Genomic DNA, 13,825 nt, shown 5'->3' on the forward strand with positions numbered 1-13,825 from the left:
AACGCGGTTCGCCGCCACCATTCATACCTTTCACAGCCCACTCGGGAGAGATATCTCTCCCGAGTGGGCTTTCCGTATTTATGCAGCGCCAGCCTGACGAGTGAGTACGCAGAGGACAGCGGCAGTACCGCCCAGTGCGGACGGATATGAACTATTAATACTGCAACGGCGTCGAGTTAATACATGGGCGTTGTAAGTATCTCGATGCCGGACGAACTGGAGGAGCGAATCGACACGTTCGCCGACGAACACGGGTACACAGGTCGCAGCGAGGTCGTTCGGGAAGCGGTGCGGAATCTGATGGGGGAGTTCGAAGACAAGCGACTGGAGGATCGTGAGTTGATGGCGATCGTCACCGTGCTGTTCGATTACGAGACGACGACGGTCGAGGAGAAGATGATGCATCTCCGCCACGACCACGAGTCCATCGTTGCGTCGAACTTCCACAGCCACGTCGGTGACCGGTACTGTATGGAGCTGTTCGTGCTGGAGGGCCAGCTGGAGGACATCTCCGCGTTCGTCGGCAAAGTCCGAGCCACTAAGGATACCCTGTCAGTCGATTACTCGGTGCTGCCGGTCGATGACATAAATATGTTCACGTGAGTCCGTGTCGGCTCCGGAAAGCGATGCCGCCTCTTTGAATTATACGAACTGTTTGGGGCCTTCAGTAGGCGTTTAAGTCGGGCCCGCGTAGGCGGCGGCGATGAAAGACTCTATTCTCGATACAATCGGGTCCCCACTGGTCTCGGTTCGCGCACCGGAGGGGGCGACCGTTGCGGCGAAGGTCGAGTCGTTCAACCCTGGCGGGTCCGCGAAAGACCGGCCAGCGAAGTATATGATCGACGAGGCTGAGCAAAACGGGACGCTCGAACCGGGTGATACGCTCGTCGAACCGACGAGTGGGAACACCGGCATCGGGATGGCGATGGTCGGGGCGACGAAGGGGTACGACGTAGTGCTGGTGATGCCGTCCTCGAAGTCGCCGGAGCGCCGACAGATAATGAAGGCGTACGGCGCGGAAATCGACCTGGTCGAGGGAGATATCTCCGACGCGAAGGATCGCGCGGATAAGCTGTGCGAGCGCGATGACTACGTTCAACTCCGACAGTTCGAGAATCCGGCGAACCCGACAGCACATTACGAGACGACGGGCAAGGAAATACTCGAACAGGTGGGTGACCGGACTGTCGATGCGCTGGTCGCGGGCGTCGGTACTGGTGGAACGCTCACCGGCACTGGCCGTCGACTGCGTGAAGCGTTCCCTGAGATGGATATCGTCGCGGTCGAGCCGGCGGACAACGCCGTCCTTTCGGGGATGGAACCGGGTACCGGCGAGGATAGCTTCCAGGGAATGGGACCGGGATTCGTCAGCGACAACTTGGACACCGATCTGCTGGAAGACGTGGTGACGGTCGAACTCTCGGCTGCGGAGGACGAGTGCCGGCGGCTTGCCCACGAGGAGGGTATCCTCGTCGGGCAGTCATCGGGCGCATCGAATCTCGCCGCGCGGAAGGTGGCTGAGCAACTCGTCGCGGACGGCGTCGACGATCCGCTCGTGGTCACGGTCTACTGGGACAGCGGCGAGCGGTACATGTCGACCGGAATGTTCGACTGAGAACTGTCCGTTCTATGCGCGCGGCGTGATCCGAGTTAGGCTCCGAACTCCGATTCGGTCACTCTGACGATGAGCGTGTCATCCACGTCCTGAAGATCGTATTCGGGAATCGTGTCGCCGGTCCGTGTCAGGAGCATCGGCTCGACAAGTTCAGGCGGGCGCTCGGTCTCTTTCGCCTGTATGCCAGTCGTTGCTTCCGACTCTCCCTCCGACGAGGCTTCGTCAGTAGATTCGTCGGGTACGTCCGACTCGACAATACCGTACACTTTGAGAAAGCGACCGGTATCCTCTGGCGCAATGTCGTCGTCCCGGATCGCCGCGGCGAGGTCCCGGGAGAGCCACTCCGTTTCACTGATCGACGGGTCACGCACGAACGCAGCGTCGGCGAAACGAACGAGATACCAGTTCAGGTCGTTGAGCAACGCAACCGCCGCGCCGAGGCTCACGGTGTCGACGGCGACGGTATTCGCGAACGGCTCCTGCAGGTCGTAGGTGGCGAGTGCGTTTCGCGCAGTCTCGCGCGAGAGGAGTTCGTACCGGAGATTCACGTCCTCGCTCCCGACGAGACAGACCTGCGTCATGGCTCAACCCTGGCCCGCCCCGGAAATTTAGCTTTCGATGGGGATGACAGCGCGGTCCTGCGCACAGACTTTGGCACGCTCGAACAGGTCGTCGGGTTCGGCTGCCCGAACCGCTTCCAGCGAGGCATTGGTTTCCGGATGCGATGGCGCGACACGGTTGCAACCGGTGTCGATTGTCGAGTCATCGAAGGTCCCGATAGTCCGCGCGTGATTGGTTATCTCGGACTTGTCGACGGTGAGGTTCGGTCGGTACACCGGGAGCGTGGTCGCGGCATCGGTGACTGCGATGTTCGCGCTTGTCTGGCTGGACTTCTGCCCGATAGCTTCGCCGGTGACGATGCCGACAGCGTCGCATTCGTGCGCGATAGCCTCGGCGACTGCGAGCATGAACCGGCGGAGAACGAGCATTCGGAGCGACCCGAGGTTTTGAGAGAGGTCGGTGACGACGTCACCGGCGTCGATTACGGACAGCGACAGGTCGTGTCCGGGTGCGTACGAGGCGAGTGTTTCGATGGTCGAAACGGCTCGCGCCCGGTGGTCGGGGCCACCGTAATCACCGAGGTCGACGTAGACAGGAAGCACGGGTGTGCCGCGTTTCATCAGTTTCCAGGCGGCGACGGGCGAGTCGATGCCGCCGCTGACGAGAGCGACGACGGGTCGCTGGGTCCCGAGCGGGAGGCCACCGGGTCCCGGACGTTTCTCACAAAAGACGTAGGCCTCGTCGGCACGACACTCGACGAACAGTTCGAAATCGGGGTTGTCGAGGTCGACAGCGGGCTCACCGCCCAGTTCCTCGATTGCCTCCCAGACGGCGGTACCACCGTCGGACTCGATGTCCGTGCTCGAAAAGGGATGTGCCTCCGCTGGTCCCGCCCGCCGGGCGCTAACAGCGAAAGTACCGCCGTCGTACTGCTCCCGTGCGGTCACGGCCAGTGCATCTTTGATTGCGGACAGCGTCGAGTCGACGGTCGTGACCGCCGAGGCGGAGGTGACGCCGAACGTATCGGCCGCGGCCGCGGTCACGTCCTCGGGCTGGTCGGTGTGGACGAACAGCCGGTTCCGTCGTTGTTCGATATCCCCTGAGAGGGCGCGCGCGTCGAGCATCGCACGGATGTTGTCCGCCAGCTGGTCCTCCATCTTCCGGCGGACCTGGTCGCTCTTGACGCCGAGTTCTCCGTGGCGAACGAGCACGCTGTCGGCGTCTGGTGGATGCATGTCCGCGAGTTGACTACCGGCGAGTAAAGGGGTGTCGCCTCGCCGTCTCAGAACGTCGAGAGGTTGCCCTCGATGACCTGCCGCGTGATGTCGGTCACGTCGGCGAGTTCGTCGTCGATTGTGGCCTGGATATCTGCTTCGACATCGCCGACCGCGACGCCGTCTTCGGTGACGACCGTCGCGTCGGCGACGTGGGGCTCGTCGATCGGTGACCCGATCTGTGAGAGCAGGCGCATCTGGACCTGCCGGATGCCGTCGACCTCATTTGCGACAGACTGTGCGATTGCTGTCGAAAGGAGGTTGTATATCTTCCCGATGTGGTTGACGGGGTTCTTCCCGGACGTCGCCTCCATGCTCATCGGCCGGTTGGGCGTGATGAGGCCGTTCGCACGGTTTCCGCGGCCGACGGAACCGTCGTCGCCCTGCTCGGCACTGGTCCCGGTGGTGGTGAGATAGATGGACTCGGCGTCGTAGTCGTCGGCCGTGTTGACGTGGACCGTCACGTCCCGGTCGGTGTACTCCTCGGCGAGGTCGGTGACGAACGCTTGGACGTCCGAAACGGCGGATTTGTACGTTTCGAGGTCAGGAACGTGCTCGTCGACCATCGCAACGGCCACGGTCACGTCGATGTGGTCGCCCTCCCGCTTGCCCATCACCTTCACATCCTGACCGACGACCGGGTTGGACTCGGCGTACTCGCCGGTCAATTTCTGCTCGGTGTTGCGGACGATCTGCTCGGTTTCCGTTAGCGGGGCGTGGCCGACACCGTAGCTGGTATCGTTCGCCATCGGCACTGTCGCCTCTTCGCCGAACACGGTCTGGAGGTCGCCCGACCCTTCGCCGAACTGGACGTCGACAATGACGTCGGACCCGAGGTCGAGATGCGGGAACTGCTCGTCGAGGTAATCACGTGCGGCCCGCAGAGCGATGCTTTCGGCTGGGATACGCTCGCCGTCGAACTTCTTCGTCGCTCGGCCGACGACTAGGATGTAGATCGGCTCAAGCACTTCGCCGCCGCCGTACGCGGGGGCGGCAGTGCCGGCGACGAGCTGTGTCTCGTCTGTGTTGTAGTGCAGAACTGTGCCGAACCGGTCGATGTACGTCTGTGCCAGCGCACGCGACACTGTCTCCGCGATGCCGTCACAGATAGAGTCCGGATGGCCGATACCCTTGCGCTCTACGACTTCGATGTCCTGATCTTCGACGGCGAGCCCGCTCGCAGGTTGGACGTGGATGTTCCGCTCGGTCATTGTCGCAACTTCGTCTGGCCGGGTTCTATAACTTACGGGAACAGATAATAGCGGAATGATTACTCGTTCGCATCGCTAAGTAGCATACCGAGATAGGAGGTTCGCTGCTGGTCGCTGGGGTCTAGATTGAGATCCTGAAGCACCTCGTAGGCTCCCTCTCGAACGGGTTCGATGTCGCCGTCGGTCTCCCGTTCCACTTCGACGAACTCGCCGACATCGTCGACAGCGTCGAGCGTGACGTCGTATTCCCGAACTTCGTACACCCGACGGTTCTTGCGTACGGTCGCCGCGGGCTCGAAGCCGAGGTGCTGGACGATCGCGTCGATGTCGTCGCCGTCCTCGACGCCTGTTTCGAACTCCTCTCGGCTCTTCGACTCCGCTTCGAGGAGCGGCCCCTTGTAGGTGACTTTCGCGTTTGTCTCCCCTTTTCTGGTCTCGCGGCGGACCCGGAACGCCTCGTCTGTCTCGGCGAAATCCCGATGGGGGGCGTCGTAGTACGTGTCTGTCTGGATCACCGTGTCGACTTGTTCGGCTTCGAGTTCGTCGAGTCGCTCCGCGACAGCCTCGATGTCCGCTGGCACTTTCACCTCGACTTCGTACATACTGTGGGGCTGGACCGGGTCGCTGAAAAACGCTCCCGTCGACCGCGCCATTTACTGTGTCCGCTCTCTCGGGTAGTAGTATGGCCGGTCGCTATGAACCGATCGATTCCCCGGACGAGACGACCCTCTTTCCGTACCACGACCTGACGCCGCCGACAGTTGCAACGGTCGCGCGCGCCCGGCAACGCATCCGACAGCACCTCCCGGAAACGCCGCTGGTCCGCAGCGAAGCCCTCTCCGAAGCTCTCGATGCGGATGTCTTGCTCAAGCGGGAGGATACCCTCCCAACTGGCGCGTTCAAAGTCCGTGGCGGTGTAAACCTTGTCGCGTCCCTCGACGAGGAGTTCAGGGACGCTGGGCTGCTCGCTGCGAGCACGGGCAACCACGGCCAGTCTATCGCCTGGGCCGGCCGTGAGTTCGACGTGCCGGTCACCATCGGTGTCCCGGCGGACGCGAACGCCGGAAAGGTCGACGCACTGGAACAACTCGGTGCGGAAGTCATCCAGTACGGCGAGGACTACGACGAGGCCCGCGAGCACATCGAGGACTTGGCGACTCAGCGTGCGGCGCGCTACGTCCACTCGGGTAACGAACCGAAACTACTCGCCGGTGTTGGCACAGCAGGTCTCGAAATCCTCGACGAACGGCCCGACGTTGACCGCGTGTTCTGTCCTGTCGGCGGTGGTACCGCCGCGGCCGGGTACTGCACGACACTCGGAGCGATGACGGACGCCGCTGTCGTCGGCGTGCAGGCTGCGGGTGCGCCCGCAGTGTACCGTGCCTGGCACGAGGAGACGCTGGAGGCCCTCGACAGCGTCGACACCATTGCCGAGGGCGTCGCGACCCGGGTGCCGTTCGCCCTCCCGACCGAAATACTGCAGGCGGAACTCGCTGATTTCCGGCTCGTGTCAGAGGACGCAATTGCGGACGCCGTTGCCCGCCTGTTCGAGACAGACCGCATCGTAATGGAAGGGGCCTGTGCGACGGCTGTCGCCGCAGCGTTTCAGGCTGGAGACGAATTACGTGGCGAGACAGTCGTTCTCCCCATCTCAGGGCGGAACATCGACCGCGAGAAGTTCGACCGGTTGTTGGCTGAAAGCGAGTACTGACTGGCTACTGCCACAGTTGCTCGACCGCTGCTGACCGGGAAACGTTGTCCTTAAGAGTGCCACGACTGACGAACAGGGTATGAGCAACGAGTCTGAGACTGACGTAGACGAGGAGACTGCAGACGAAGAAGAACAGGCTGAGGGACTCCAGAAAGGCGATGTTGTCAAGCTCGCTTACACCGCCCGCACCGTCGACGGCGGCCAGCTTGTCGACACAACCGACGAGGAAGTCGCCGAAGACGACGGTATCGACACCGAAGAGCAGGAGTTCGGCCCGCGCACCATCGTGCTGGGCGAGAACCACATCTTCCCGGACGTCGAGCAAGACATCTACGGGAAGGAAGTCGGCGACGAGGGTGACGTGACCGTTGCGGCCGCCGATGCCTTCGGCGAGTACGACGAGGAAGAGGTCCGAACGGTCTCAAAGGACAAGATCCCTGAAGACGACCGCTACCCCGGCGCGCACGTCGACATCGAGGGCGAGCACGGCCACGTCGAGACCATCATCGGTGGCCGCGCGCGAGTGGATTTCAACCACCCGCTGGCCGGTGAGGACGTCGAGTACGACTACGAAGTCCTCGAAGAGGTCACGGACCGCGAGGAGAAGGCCCAGGGCATCATCCAGATGATGCTCGACATGGAACTCGACGTGTGGTTCGAGACTGACACCGTCGAGGAAGAACAGCTCGTCGAGAGCGAGGACGACGAAGACGAGGATGAAGAGTCCGAGCCCGAGTACGAGACCGTCGAAGTCGAGAAGGAGACGCTCTATATCGAGGCGACGCCGCAGCTGACGATGAACCAGCAGTGGATGATGGGCAAACAGCAGATCGCCCAGCAGCTGACCCAGCTCCTCGACATCGACCGCATCATCGTGCAGGAAGAGATCGGTGGCGGCGGTATGGGCATGCCCGGCATGATGGGCGGTATGGGCGGTGCCGGTGGCGCTGACATCGAGGACGCGCTGGAAGACGCCGACGTTGACGCCGAGGAGATCGTCGAAGAGATCGAAGGCGCTGAAGAGTAACTGCACCGCGAGCACGCGAGCGGTTCTGCAGTGTTGAGCCTCAGCGACTAGTTCCGCGACACCGCAGCTCCGAGCGATAGCGGCTGCTATTTTCTGAGGGCATAAACGGGAGAACCGTTATACGCACGACACGTCATCACTACCTATGCGAGTATCGCTGGTGTACCCGTCACTGCTCGCGCTCCCGCCGGGAATTGCGTTTGGCGTCGGAACGGTCGTGCTAACAGGCAGCACCGGAATCGGACTGGCAGCGGGTATCGGCGTCGGTCTCGGACTGTTCCTGTTGATACTCGTCGGCACTGAGCTCGGCTCAACGGACAGGGAGCCACGGCCCGGCGGCGAATAGATCAGGCGATGTCGCGGCTCGTGTCGATGCTGACCTCTTCGACGAGATTGAGCTTGATGATGTCGGTGGGCGCTCGCCCGCCGCGGAACTTCGGAATCGCGAGGCGGTTTTCCACCTCGTCACCGGCCGTCGTGGTGTTGAGCTGGAACACCACGTCAGCGAAGTGCTCGGTCGTATCCCGAAGCGGTGGCACGTCACGGCCATCGAGGCAGTGGACGATAGCGAGGCTTCCGGTGTTGACGATGTGGTTCTGCAAGTCGTTCATGAACGCGCGAAAGCGCGAATGTGGCTCTTGGGCTTCCAGCACGTCGAGCGGATCGACGATGAGGTTCGAGGTCTCCGGCAGCGCCGAGACGAGCTTGCCGGCGTTGTCGAGCGGCGCTTCGCCGGAGATGTGTCGGACCGTCGGGTCGCCGGTGTTGGCCGGCGTCTGTTCGATGCTCGCGATGACGGATTCGGCGGTCCGATCGAGTGACAGCCATAGCGTCCCGCGCGTGGCGGTGAGTTCATAGAGGAACAGCTCCGCCTGGCTAGCCGGCTGGGCAGAGAGCACGACGATACTCCCGGCAGGGATGCCACCATCGAGCTTTCTGTCGAGGACGTCGATCCCCGTTCGCAACCGGTTGGCCATACCACTGAGGACTTATTTTCCCACGAGATTAAGTATTCCGCTTGGCGAGAACGTTCGCTATCGCGACGTATTTTGCCGCCGCCCGGTCCGACTCCAGCGGTTTCGACACCGACGGAACGTGTACCGTCTCTGGGCAGGACAGCAGTGGCGATGGGTTTACGGACCCGTCACTGCCGACGAGGACCGCGAGCGCGGGCGGGGCATCGAGCGCACGGGCCATCGCCGCAGTCTTGGCTGCGTCGGTAAGGCTTTGGCGGGTTGGTGCGCTCACGAGCACTGTCCTGTCAGCCGCCCGCAGCGGCCGGGCGGCGTCCGGGCCAGCCCCGGCCGGACAGTCGAGTATCACCGGGCGATTACGTCGGGGCAGTGTGTCGATGGCAGTGTCGACAGCGGCTTCGGTTGCGTCCTGACAGGGGAGTACGTCGACGTTCTCGACGGCCGTCGCGCGCTGCGCAACTGTGGTCGGCTCAGCCGAGACTGTGATATCAGCGATTCCGGGTGCCGGGTCGACCCCAGCGCGACGGTGGAGGTTCGGCATATCACGATCGGTGTCCACGACCAGCGACCGTCTGGTCGGCGTCCCCAGTGCCTGACCCACGCCGAGGGCGATGGTCGTTTTGCCACAGCCACCCTTGCCGCCAGCGATTGCGAGCATACTGGGGATGGACCGTCTATCGGGTTTGAAACCTTGTACTGGAGTCGAGAACATTGACAACCGAACTGGGTCGAAAGGACTGGCTTACGTCGGTTGGCCGTTGCCTACTCTTATACGGTCGTTATACGCTGTACGCCCCCTGTCCACAGCGGGCCTGTGTTTTCAACGGCGACGGTTCCGACAGCCGAACCGTTCGAGTCCGTTCTCAATGGGCCTTGATAGCGTGTGTGTAACAATATTGGTGACACCGTGACTGTGGGTATGGGTAGTGGACCGAACACGGCCCTTCAGTTATACAGTATCCGCACCCTGTCCGAACCGCTCCCCGAAATCGTCCGTCGTGTCGGCACTGCAGGCTACGATGGGGTCGAATTCGCTCACCGGTTCCACGAGGAACCGCCCAAAGATATCGCAGCAGCACTTGATGACGTGGATCTCGAACCGGTCGCTGTCCACGCGGACCTCCCAGAGATTGAGGCTGCGTTGGACGGAGAGTCAGACCTGCTGGTCCGGTGTCGAACAGTAGGCTGTGACACACTCGTTATCCCGCATTTATCGGCGTCCGAGCTTCAAACTCGGAGCGATATCCGCGCGCTCTCCCACCGGCTTCGCGACGTAGCAGCCGGCCTCGAAGCGTGTGATATGCAGCTCGGGTATCATACCGGACGACGGACATTCCGACCCTTCCTTCCGGATGCGGCGGGCAAACTCATCGACGAAACGCCGATACCCGCAGCCGTCGGGGAATACACACACCAGGCGCTGACTAACTTTCAGGCGACCGATCAGACGACGATACCGAGTGAGACACCCATGTGGAACCTGCTCGCTCGAACCATGCCGGCGGAACTCACGTTCGAACCGGAGGTCGCTGAGATCCGTGAGGCCGGCTACGACCCAGCCGAGTTCCTTTCACTCGGTGGTGAGCGTATCGAGATGGTACACCTCCGGGATGTCGCTCCAATCGGGCCGTTCCGGGGCTACACGGACGTCCCACACGGAGAGGGCGTTGTAGATATGGAGGCAGTTCTGGACGCCGCCAGCGACGCTGGCGTCGACTGGGTGATCTACGAAAACGAACTCGACAGCGACCCGATGGCGAAGATCGATCACGGGAGGGAAACGCTAGAATGTCTCCTTGACGGGAGTAAGCCGTCGCGAAGTTCCACACGGCTGTCAGCCACGAGTTCGTGACCGCCGTCGGTCGGTGTTAGCCCGGCTATAACAATACTGGTGCACCCGAACGGCTGGGACATGAACCTCCATCACGAGCGCATCGAAGCCTCGCCACCGGCGAGCACGATGAGCTTCTGTCTCACGACCGACCTCACGGGGAACGGTCGGCCAGATGTTATCGTCGGGGCGCTCGGCGACGAACATGAGGTCCAGTTCCCACTCGTCGACAAGTCAGTCGACTTGCTGTCCGTGTTCGGCATGGGGCCGCTGGCCCGCTGGCTCCAGACGAACGTGTTCTGGTACGAGAACCCCGGCTGGGAGCGACACGACGTTGCCAGCGCACCGGAACTCTCCGTCGGCGGCTCGCTCGGTGATATAACGGGAAACGGTCGTCCGGACATGGTCGCCGGCCAGAACATCCACCAGCACAAACTGTGGTGGTTCGAGATACCGGACGACCCCCGGGAGCAGTGGACGCGGCGGCTCATCACTGACGACTTCGAGAAGTATCACGACACCGCTGTGGCGGACGTGGACGGCGATGGCCAGAACGAGGTTATCGGACTGTCTCAGGAGTCCAAGACGGTGTTCTACTACGATATTCCCGACGACCCGACCCGGGAGCCGTGGCCGGTGACGAACCGCCACATCGTCGCCGAAGACCTCGATGTTGAAGGTGTCGCTGTCGAAGATGTCGACGGCGACGGCGAGGTCGAGATCGTCGCCGGCCCCAACATCTTCGACCGGACGGCCGATGGGTGGGACCGGGAGCCGATCGCCGAGGGCTGGCAGTGTACCCGCGTCGCTATCGAGGACATCGACGGCGACGGCGATCTGGAAATAATCCTTGTCGAGGGTGACGAACCGTACCTCGACGACCGCCCGGCCAGGCTGGGCGTGTTCGACCCGCCCGAGTGGGACCTGACTTTGTTGCACGACGACCTCTCGAACCCACACAGCCTCGACGTGGCGGACCTCGACGGCGACGGGAGTCCCGACATCTTCGTCGCGGAAATGGGGCTTGAGGACGGACACGAACCGCGACAGCTCGTGTTCCACAACGACGGCGCGGGGAATTTCGAGCAGAAAGAACTGAATACCGGTATCCCTACCCACGAGGCGAAGGTCGTCGACCTCGACGGTGACGGCGTTCCCGATATCGTCGGCAAGGCATACACCGAGCCACGCGTCGACGTCTGGCAGAGCAATCCCTGACCCGTATTGCTATTTCGGCCGCTATTTCTTTCTGACCTGATGATGTAAGCGACCGTTCAATTCCCGTGTCGGGGGATTCAAGACCGTCCGGAGCGCGGTACCGAGTGAAATGCGGCACGACCACATCATCAGCGCGAAACAACTCTCGCGGGGCGACATCGAGACGGTGCTCGACCGCGCGGCTGACATCGCAGCTGACCCGGGGGCGTTTGCGGACCGGCACAGCGACACGTTGCTTGGGCTCCTCTTTTTCGAGCCGAGTACCCGGACGAAGATGAGCTTCACAACGGCGATGAAACGCCTCGGCGGCGACATCGTCGACATGGGTTCTGTCGAGTCCTCCAGCGTGAAGAAAGGCGAGTCACTGGCCGATACCGTCCGCGTCGTTGAGGGGTACACCGACGCGCTCGTGCTCCGGCATCCCATGGAGGGGTCCGCAAAGATGGCGAGCGAATTCGTCGACGTGCCGCTCGTCAACGCCGGCGACGGGGCCGGCCAGCACCCGACACAGACGCTGCTGGACCTCTACACGATCCGTGAGAACGCGGGCTTCGACGACCTGACTATCGGTATCATGGGTGACCTGAAGTACGGACGGACGGTCCACTCGCTGGCCCACGCACTCACGACCGTCGACGCCAGTCAGCACTTCATCAGTCCGGAGTCGCTTCAGCTTCCGCGTTCAGTCCGCTACGACCTCCACGAGGCCGGTGCGGGCGTCCGCGAGCACACCGAACTCGACGAGATACTCCCGGAACTGGACGTGCTCTACGTGACGCGCATTCAGGCCGAGCGGTTCCCGGACGAGAGCGAGTATCGCGAAGTCGCCGGCCAGTACCAGATCGACGCTGCCACGCTTGAGGCGGCCAAGGACGATCTGACCGTGATGCACCCGCTTCCGCGGGTCGACGAGATTGCCCACGATGTCGACGAAACCACTCACGCACAGTACTTCCAACAGGCCCACAACGGCGTCCCGGTACGGATGGCGCTGCTTGACCTGATGCTTGGAGGCGACCAATGAGCAACAACGACCAGCAACTCCGCGTCTCGAAGATCCAGAACGGCACCGTCATCGATCACATTGCGGGTGGACAGGCGCTGAACGTCCTGGCAATTCTCGGCATCGACGGCACCAGCGGCGACTCCGTTTCCGTCGCGATGAATATGCCCTCGGACCGTCTGGGGCACAAAGATGTCGTCAAAGTCGAGGGCCGCGAACTCTCCCAAGACGAGGTCGACGTACTCTCGCTCATCGCCCCCGCAGCGACGATCAATATCATTCGCGACTACGATGTCGTCGAAAAAGGCCGCGTCGAGCGGCCGTCGGTCGTCGAGGGCGTCCTCGAATGCCCGAACCACAACTGCATCACGACCGAAGACGAACCAGTCGACTCGCGCTTTGCCGTCGGCGACGACGGCGTCCGCTGTGAGTACTGCGATACGATCATCCGCGACGACCTGCCGGCACACATCCTCGCAGAGTAGGCTGTTCTTGCTGTCGTTTGGCTACTGTAGCCAGATGCTCGCAAAGGAGTCGAAGTAGTCTGCACCAGTATCGACCAGTACGTGGTCCGCGCCGAGTGCCGTCACGCGGTTGGACACCGAGTCGATGTGGGCGTCGAGCCGCGACTGGTACGTCTCGGCTAGCGAGCCGCTGAAATACGATCGGCGTGTCTCGTCACTTTCCGGGTCGGCAAACAGCACGTCACCGACGACGCCGGGGTCTCGCTCCCCCGGGGCGACCACGCGGACTAACAGTACGTCGGCGTCGTTACGTGCGAGCGCGGCGACACCGGATTCGAGTGCCTCTGGCTCGGCCAGGCAGTCGCTGAACACGACGACGAGTGAGCGCGAGCGAATGCGTTTGGCGTATGCCTCTAGGGCGGATTCGAAGTCCGCTTTCTCCGCCGGCGAAACCTCGTTCAGTTGGTCGATGAGCGAGAGGAGTTCGCCCCGGTTCGACTGGCCTGTATCGATACGGTCCACCCGGTCGCGGAACGTACAGAACCGGAAGTCATTGTTCTCTTCGGCGGTGAGATAGGCGAAGCCGAGCCCGAGCTTGGCGGCGTACTCGAACTTGTGGCTCGCCGCGTCGCCGTAGTCCATCGATGCACTCGTGTCGACGAGTAGGTGGACGGTCAGGCTCCGTTCTTCCTCGTACTGCTTGATAAAGTATTCCTCGGTGCGGGCGAACAGCTTCCAGTCGATACGCCGCGTGTCGTCCCCCGGCGAGTAGCGCCGGTAGTCGCTGAATGTGAGTCCTTCCCCGACTCGCGGGGACTCCTGATCCCCCTGCCGAATCGAGGTCGTCTGGCGGTTCAGCGCCGCGGTGAACCGGCCGAGCTCGTCCAGAAAGTCCGGCTCGATAGTCACGGCTGTCCCTCCCACTCTTGCTGGGCC

The 13,825-nt window shown here is 62.4% G+C and carries 16 protein-coding genes; 9 read left to right on the forward strand and 7 right to left on the reverse strand.

Annotation, left to right across the window (positions count from 1 at the left end; translation table 11 throughout):
• Positions 1 to 183 precede the first annotated feature (183 nt).
• Positions 184 to 603: a CopG family ribbon-helix-helix protein gene (locus IEY38_RS17955; RefSeq protein WP_005533933.1), complete on the forward strand. Its 420-nt coding sequence runs from the start codon at positions 184 to 186 to the stop codon at positions 601 to 603.
• Between the two features lie 100 nt (positions 604 to 703).
• Positions 704 to 1,615 (forward strand): PLP-dependent cysteine synthase family protein, encoded by a 912-nt coding sequence (locus tag IEY38_RS17960; protein WP_188979942.1) that lies wholly within the window; start codon positions 704 to 706, stop codon positions 1,613 to 1,615.
• Positions 1,616 to 1,650: 35 nt separating this feature from the next.
• Here the strand turns inward: IEY38_RS17960 and IEY38_RS17965 are convergent, their stop codons facing one another.
• The 4 genes from IEY38_RS17965 to cyaB are packed head-to-tail and all read right to left on the reverse strand — an operon-like array spanning position 1,651 to position 5,263.
• The gene (locus IEY38_RS17965) at positions 1,651 to 2,196 is read right to left on the reverse strand and encodes a DUF5804 family protein (RefSeq protein ID WP_188979944.1); all 546 of its coding nucleotides are present in this window, start codon (positions 2,194 to 2,196) and stop codon (positions 1,651 to 1,653) included.
• A gap of 27 nt (positions 2,197 to 2,223) precedes the next feature.
• Positions 2,224 to 3,411 (reverse strand): tRNA sulfurtransferase, encoded by a 1,188-nt coding sequence (locus IEY38_RS17970; protein ID WP_188979946.1) that lies wholly within the window; start codon positions 3,409 to 3,411, stop codon positions 2,224 to 2,226.
• A 47-nt stretch (positions 3,412 to 3,458) separates the two neighbouring features.
• The gene (locus IEY38_RS17975; protein WP_170096372.1) at positions 3,459 to 4,661 is read right to left on the reverse strand and encodes a methionine adenosyltransferase; all 1,203 of its coding nucleotides are present in this window, start codon (positions 4,659 to 4,661) and stop codon (positions 3,459 to 3,461) included.
• 59 nt (positions 4,662 to 4,720) lie between these two features.
• Complete coding sequence (cyaB, locus tag IEY38_RS17980; protein ID WP_188979948.1) at positions 4,721 to 5,263, reverse strand: class IV adenylate cyclase; 543 nt, start codon at positions 5,261 to 5,263, stop codon at positions 4,721 to 4,723.
• An 80-nt stretch (positions 5,264 to 5,343) separates the two neighbouring features.
• On the opposite strand from cyaB, the gene IEY38_RS17985 reads away from it, so the two are divergent.
• The 3 genes from IEY38_RS17985 (at position 5,344) to IEY38_RS17995 (ending at position 7,745) form a co-directional block, all read left to right on the forward strand.
• Positions 5,344 to 6,372: a threonine ammonia-lyase gene (locus IEY38_RS17985; protein ID WP_188979950.1), complete on the forward strand. Its 1,029-nt coding sequence runs from the start codon at positions 5,344 to 5,346 to the stop codon at positions 6,370 to 6,372.
• Positions 6,373 to 6,451: 79 nt separating this feature from the next.
• A complete protein-coding gene (locus IEY38_RS17990; protein ID WP_188979952.1) occupies positions 6,452 to 7,399 on the forward strand; it encodes an FKBP-type peptidyl-prolyl cis-trans isomerase in 948 nt (315 codons plus the stop codon).
• 145 nt (positions 7,400 to 7,544) lie between these two features.
• Positions 7,545 to 7,745 (forward strand): hypothetical protein, encoded by a 201-nt coding sequence (locus IEY38_RS17995; protein WP_188979954.1) that lies wholly within the window; start codon positions 7,545 to 7,547, stop codon positions 7,743 to 7,745.
• Position 7,746: 1 nt separating this feature from the next.
• Here IEY38_RS17995 and IEY38_RS18000 read toward each other — a convergent pair whose 3' ends face one another.
• Both IEY38_RS18000 and IEY38_RS18005 read right to left on the reverse strand, forming a co-directional pair.
• A complete protein-coding gene (locus IEY38_RS18000; protein WP_005533947.1) occupies positions 7,747 to 8,376 on the reverse strand; it encodes an RAD55 family ATPase in 630 nt (209 codons plus the stop codon).
• A gap of 28 nt (positions 8,377 to 8,404) precedes the next feature.
• Positions 8,405 to 9,031 carry a MinD/ParA family ATP-binding protein gene (locus IEY38_RS18005; protein WP_188979956.1) on the reverse strand — a complete coding sequence of 209 codons (627 nt, stop codon included), beginning with the start codon at positions 9,029 to 9,031 and terminating at the stop codon, positions 8,405 to 8,407.
• A gap of 261 nt (positions 9,032 to 9,292) precedes the next feature.
• Between IEY38_RS18005 and IEY38_RS18010 the strand changes: the two genes are divergently transcribed.
• From IEY38_RS18010 to pyrI, 4 genes are all read left to right on the forward strand, one after another.
• The gene (locus IEY38_RS18010) at positions 9,293 to 10,225 is read left to right on the forward strand and encodes a sugar phosphate isomerase/epimerase family protein (protein ID WP_188979958.1); all 933 of its coding nucleotides are present in this window, start codon (positions 9,293 to 9,295) and stop codon (positions 10,223 to 10,225) included.
• Positions 10,226 to 10,285: 60 nt separating this feature from the next.
• On the forward strand, positions 10,286 to 11,422 hold the full coding sequence (locus IEY38_RS18015; protein WP_229775381.1) for an FG-GAP repeat domain-containing protein: 1,137 nt from the start codon (positions 10,286 to 10,288) through the stop codon (positions 11,420 to 11,422).
• 109 nt (positions 11,423 to 11,531) lie between these two features.
• Positions 11,532 to 12,446: an aspartate carbamoyltransferase gene (gene pyrB / locus IEY38_RS18020; RefSeq protein ID WP_188850878.1), complete on the forward strand. Its 915-nt coding sequence runs from the start codon at positions 11,532 to 11,534 to the stop codon at positions 12,444 to 12,446.
• On the forward strand, positions 12,443 to 12,910 hold the full coding sequence (pyrI, locus tag IEY38_RS18025) for an aspartate carbamoyltransferase regulatory subunit (protein ID WP_188979962.1): 468 nt from the start codon (positions 12,443 to 12,445) through the stop codon (positions 12,908 to 12,910). The genes pyrB and pyrI overlap by 4 nt, the downstream gene beginning before the upstream one ends.
• 21 nt (positions 12,911 to 12,931) lie before the next feature.
• Here pyrI and IEY38_RS18030 read toward each other — a convergent pair whose 3' ends face one another.
• Positions 12,932 to 13,798 carry a DUF58 domain-containing protein gene (locus IEY38_RS18030; RefSeq protein WP_188979964.1) on the reverse strand — a complete coding sequence of 289 codons (867 nt, stop codon included), beginning with the start codon at positions 13,796 to 13,798 and terminating at the stop codon, positions 12,932 to 12,934.
• Positions 13,799 to 13,825: the final 27 nt, after the last annotated feature.

The sequence above is a fragment of the Haloarcula sebkhae genome (assembly GCF_014647415.1).
Classification (GTDB): domain Archaea; phylum Halobacteriota; class Halobacteria; order Halobacteriales; family Haloarculaceae; genus Haloarcula; species Haloarcula sebkhae.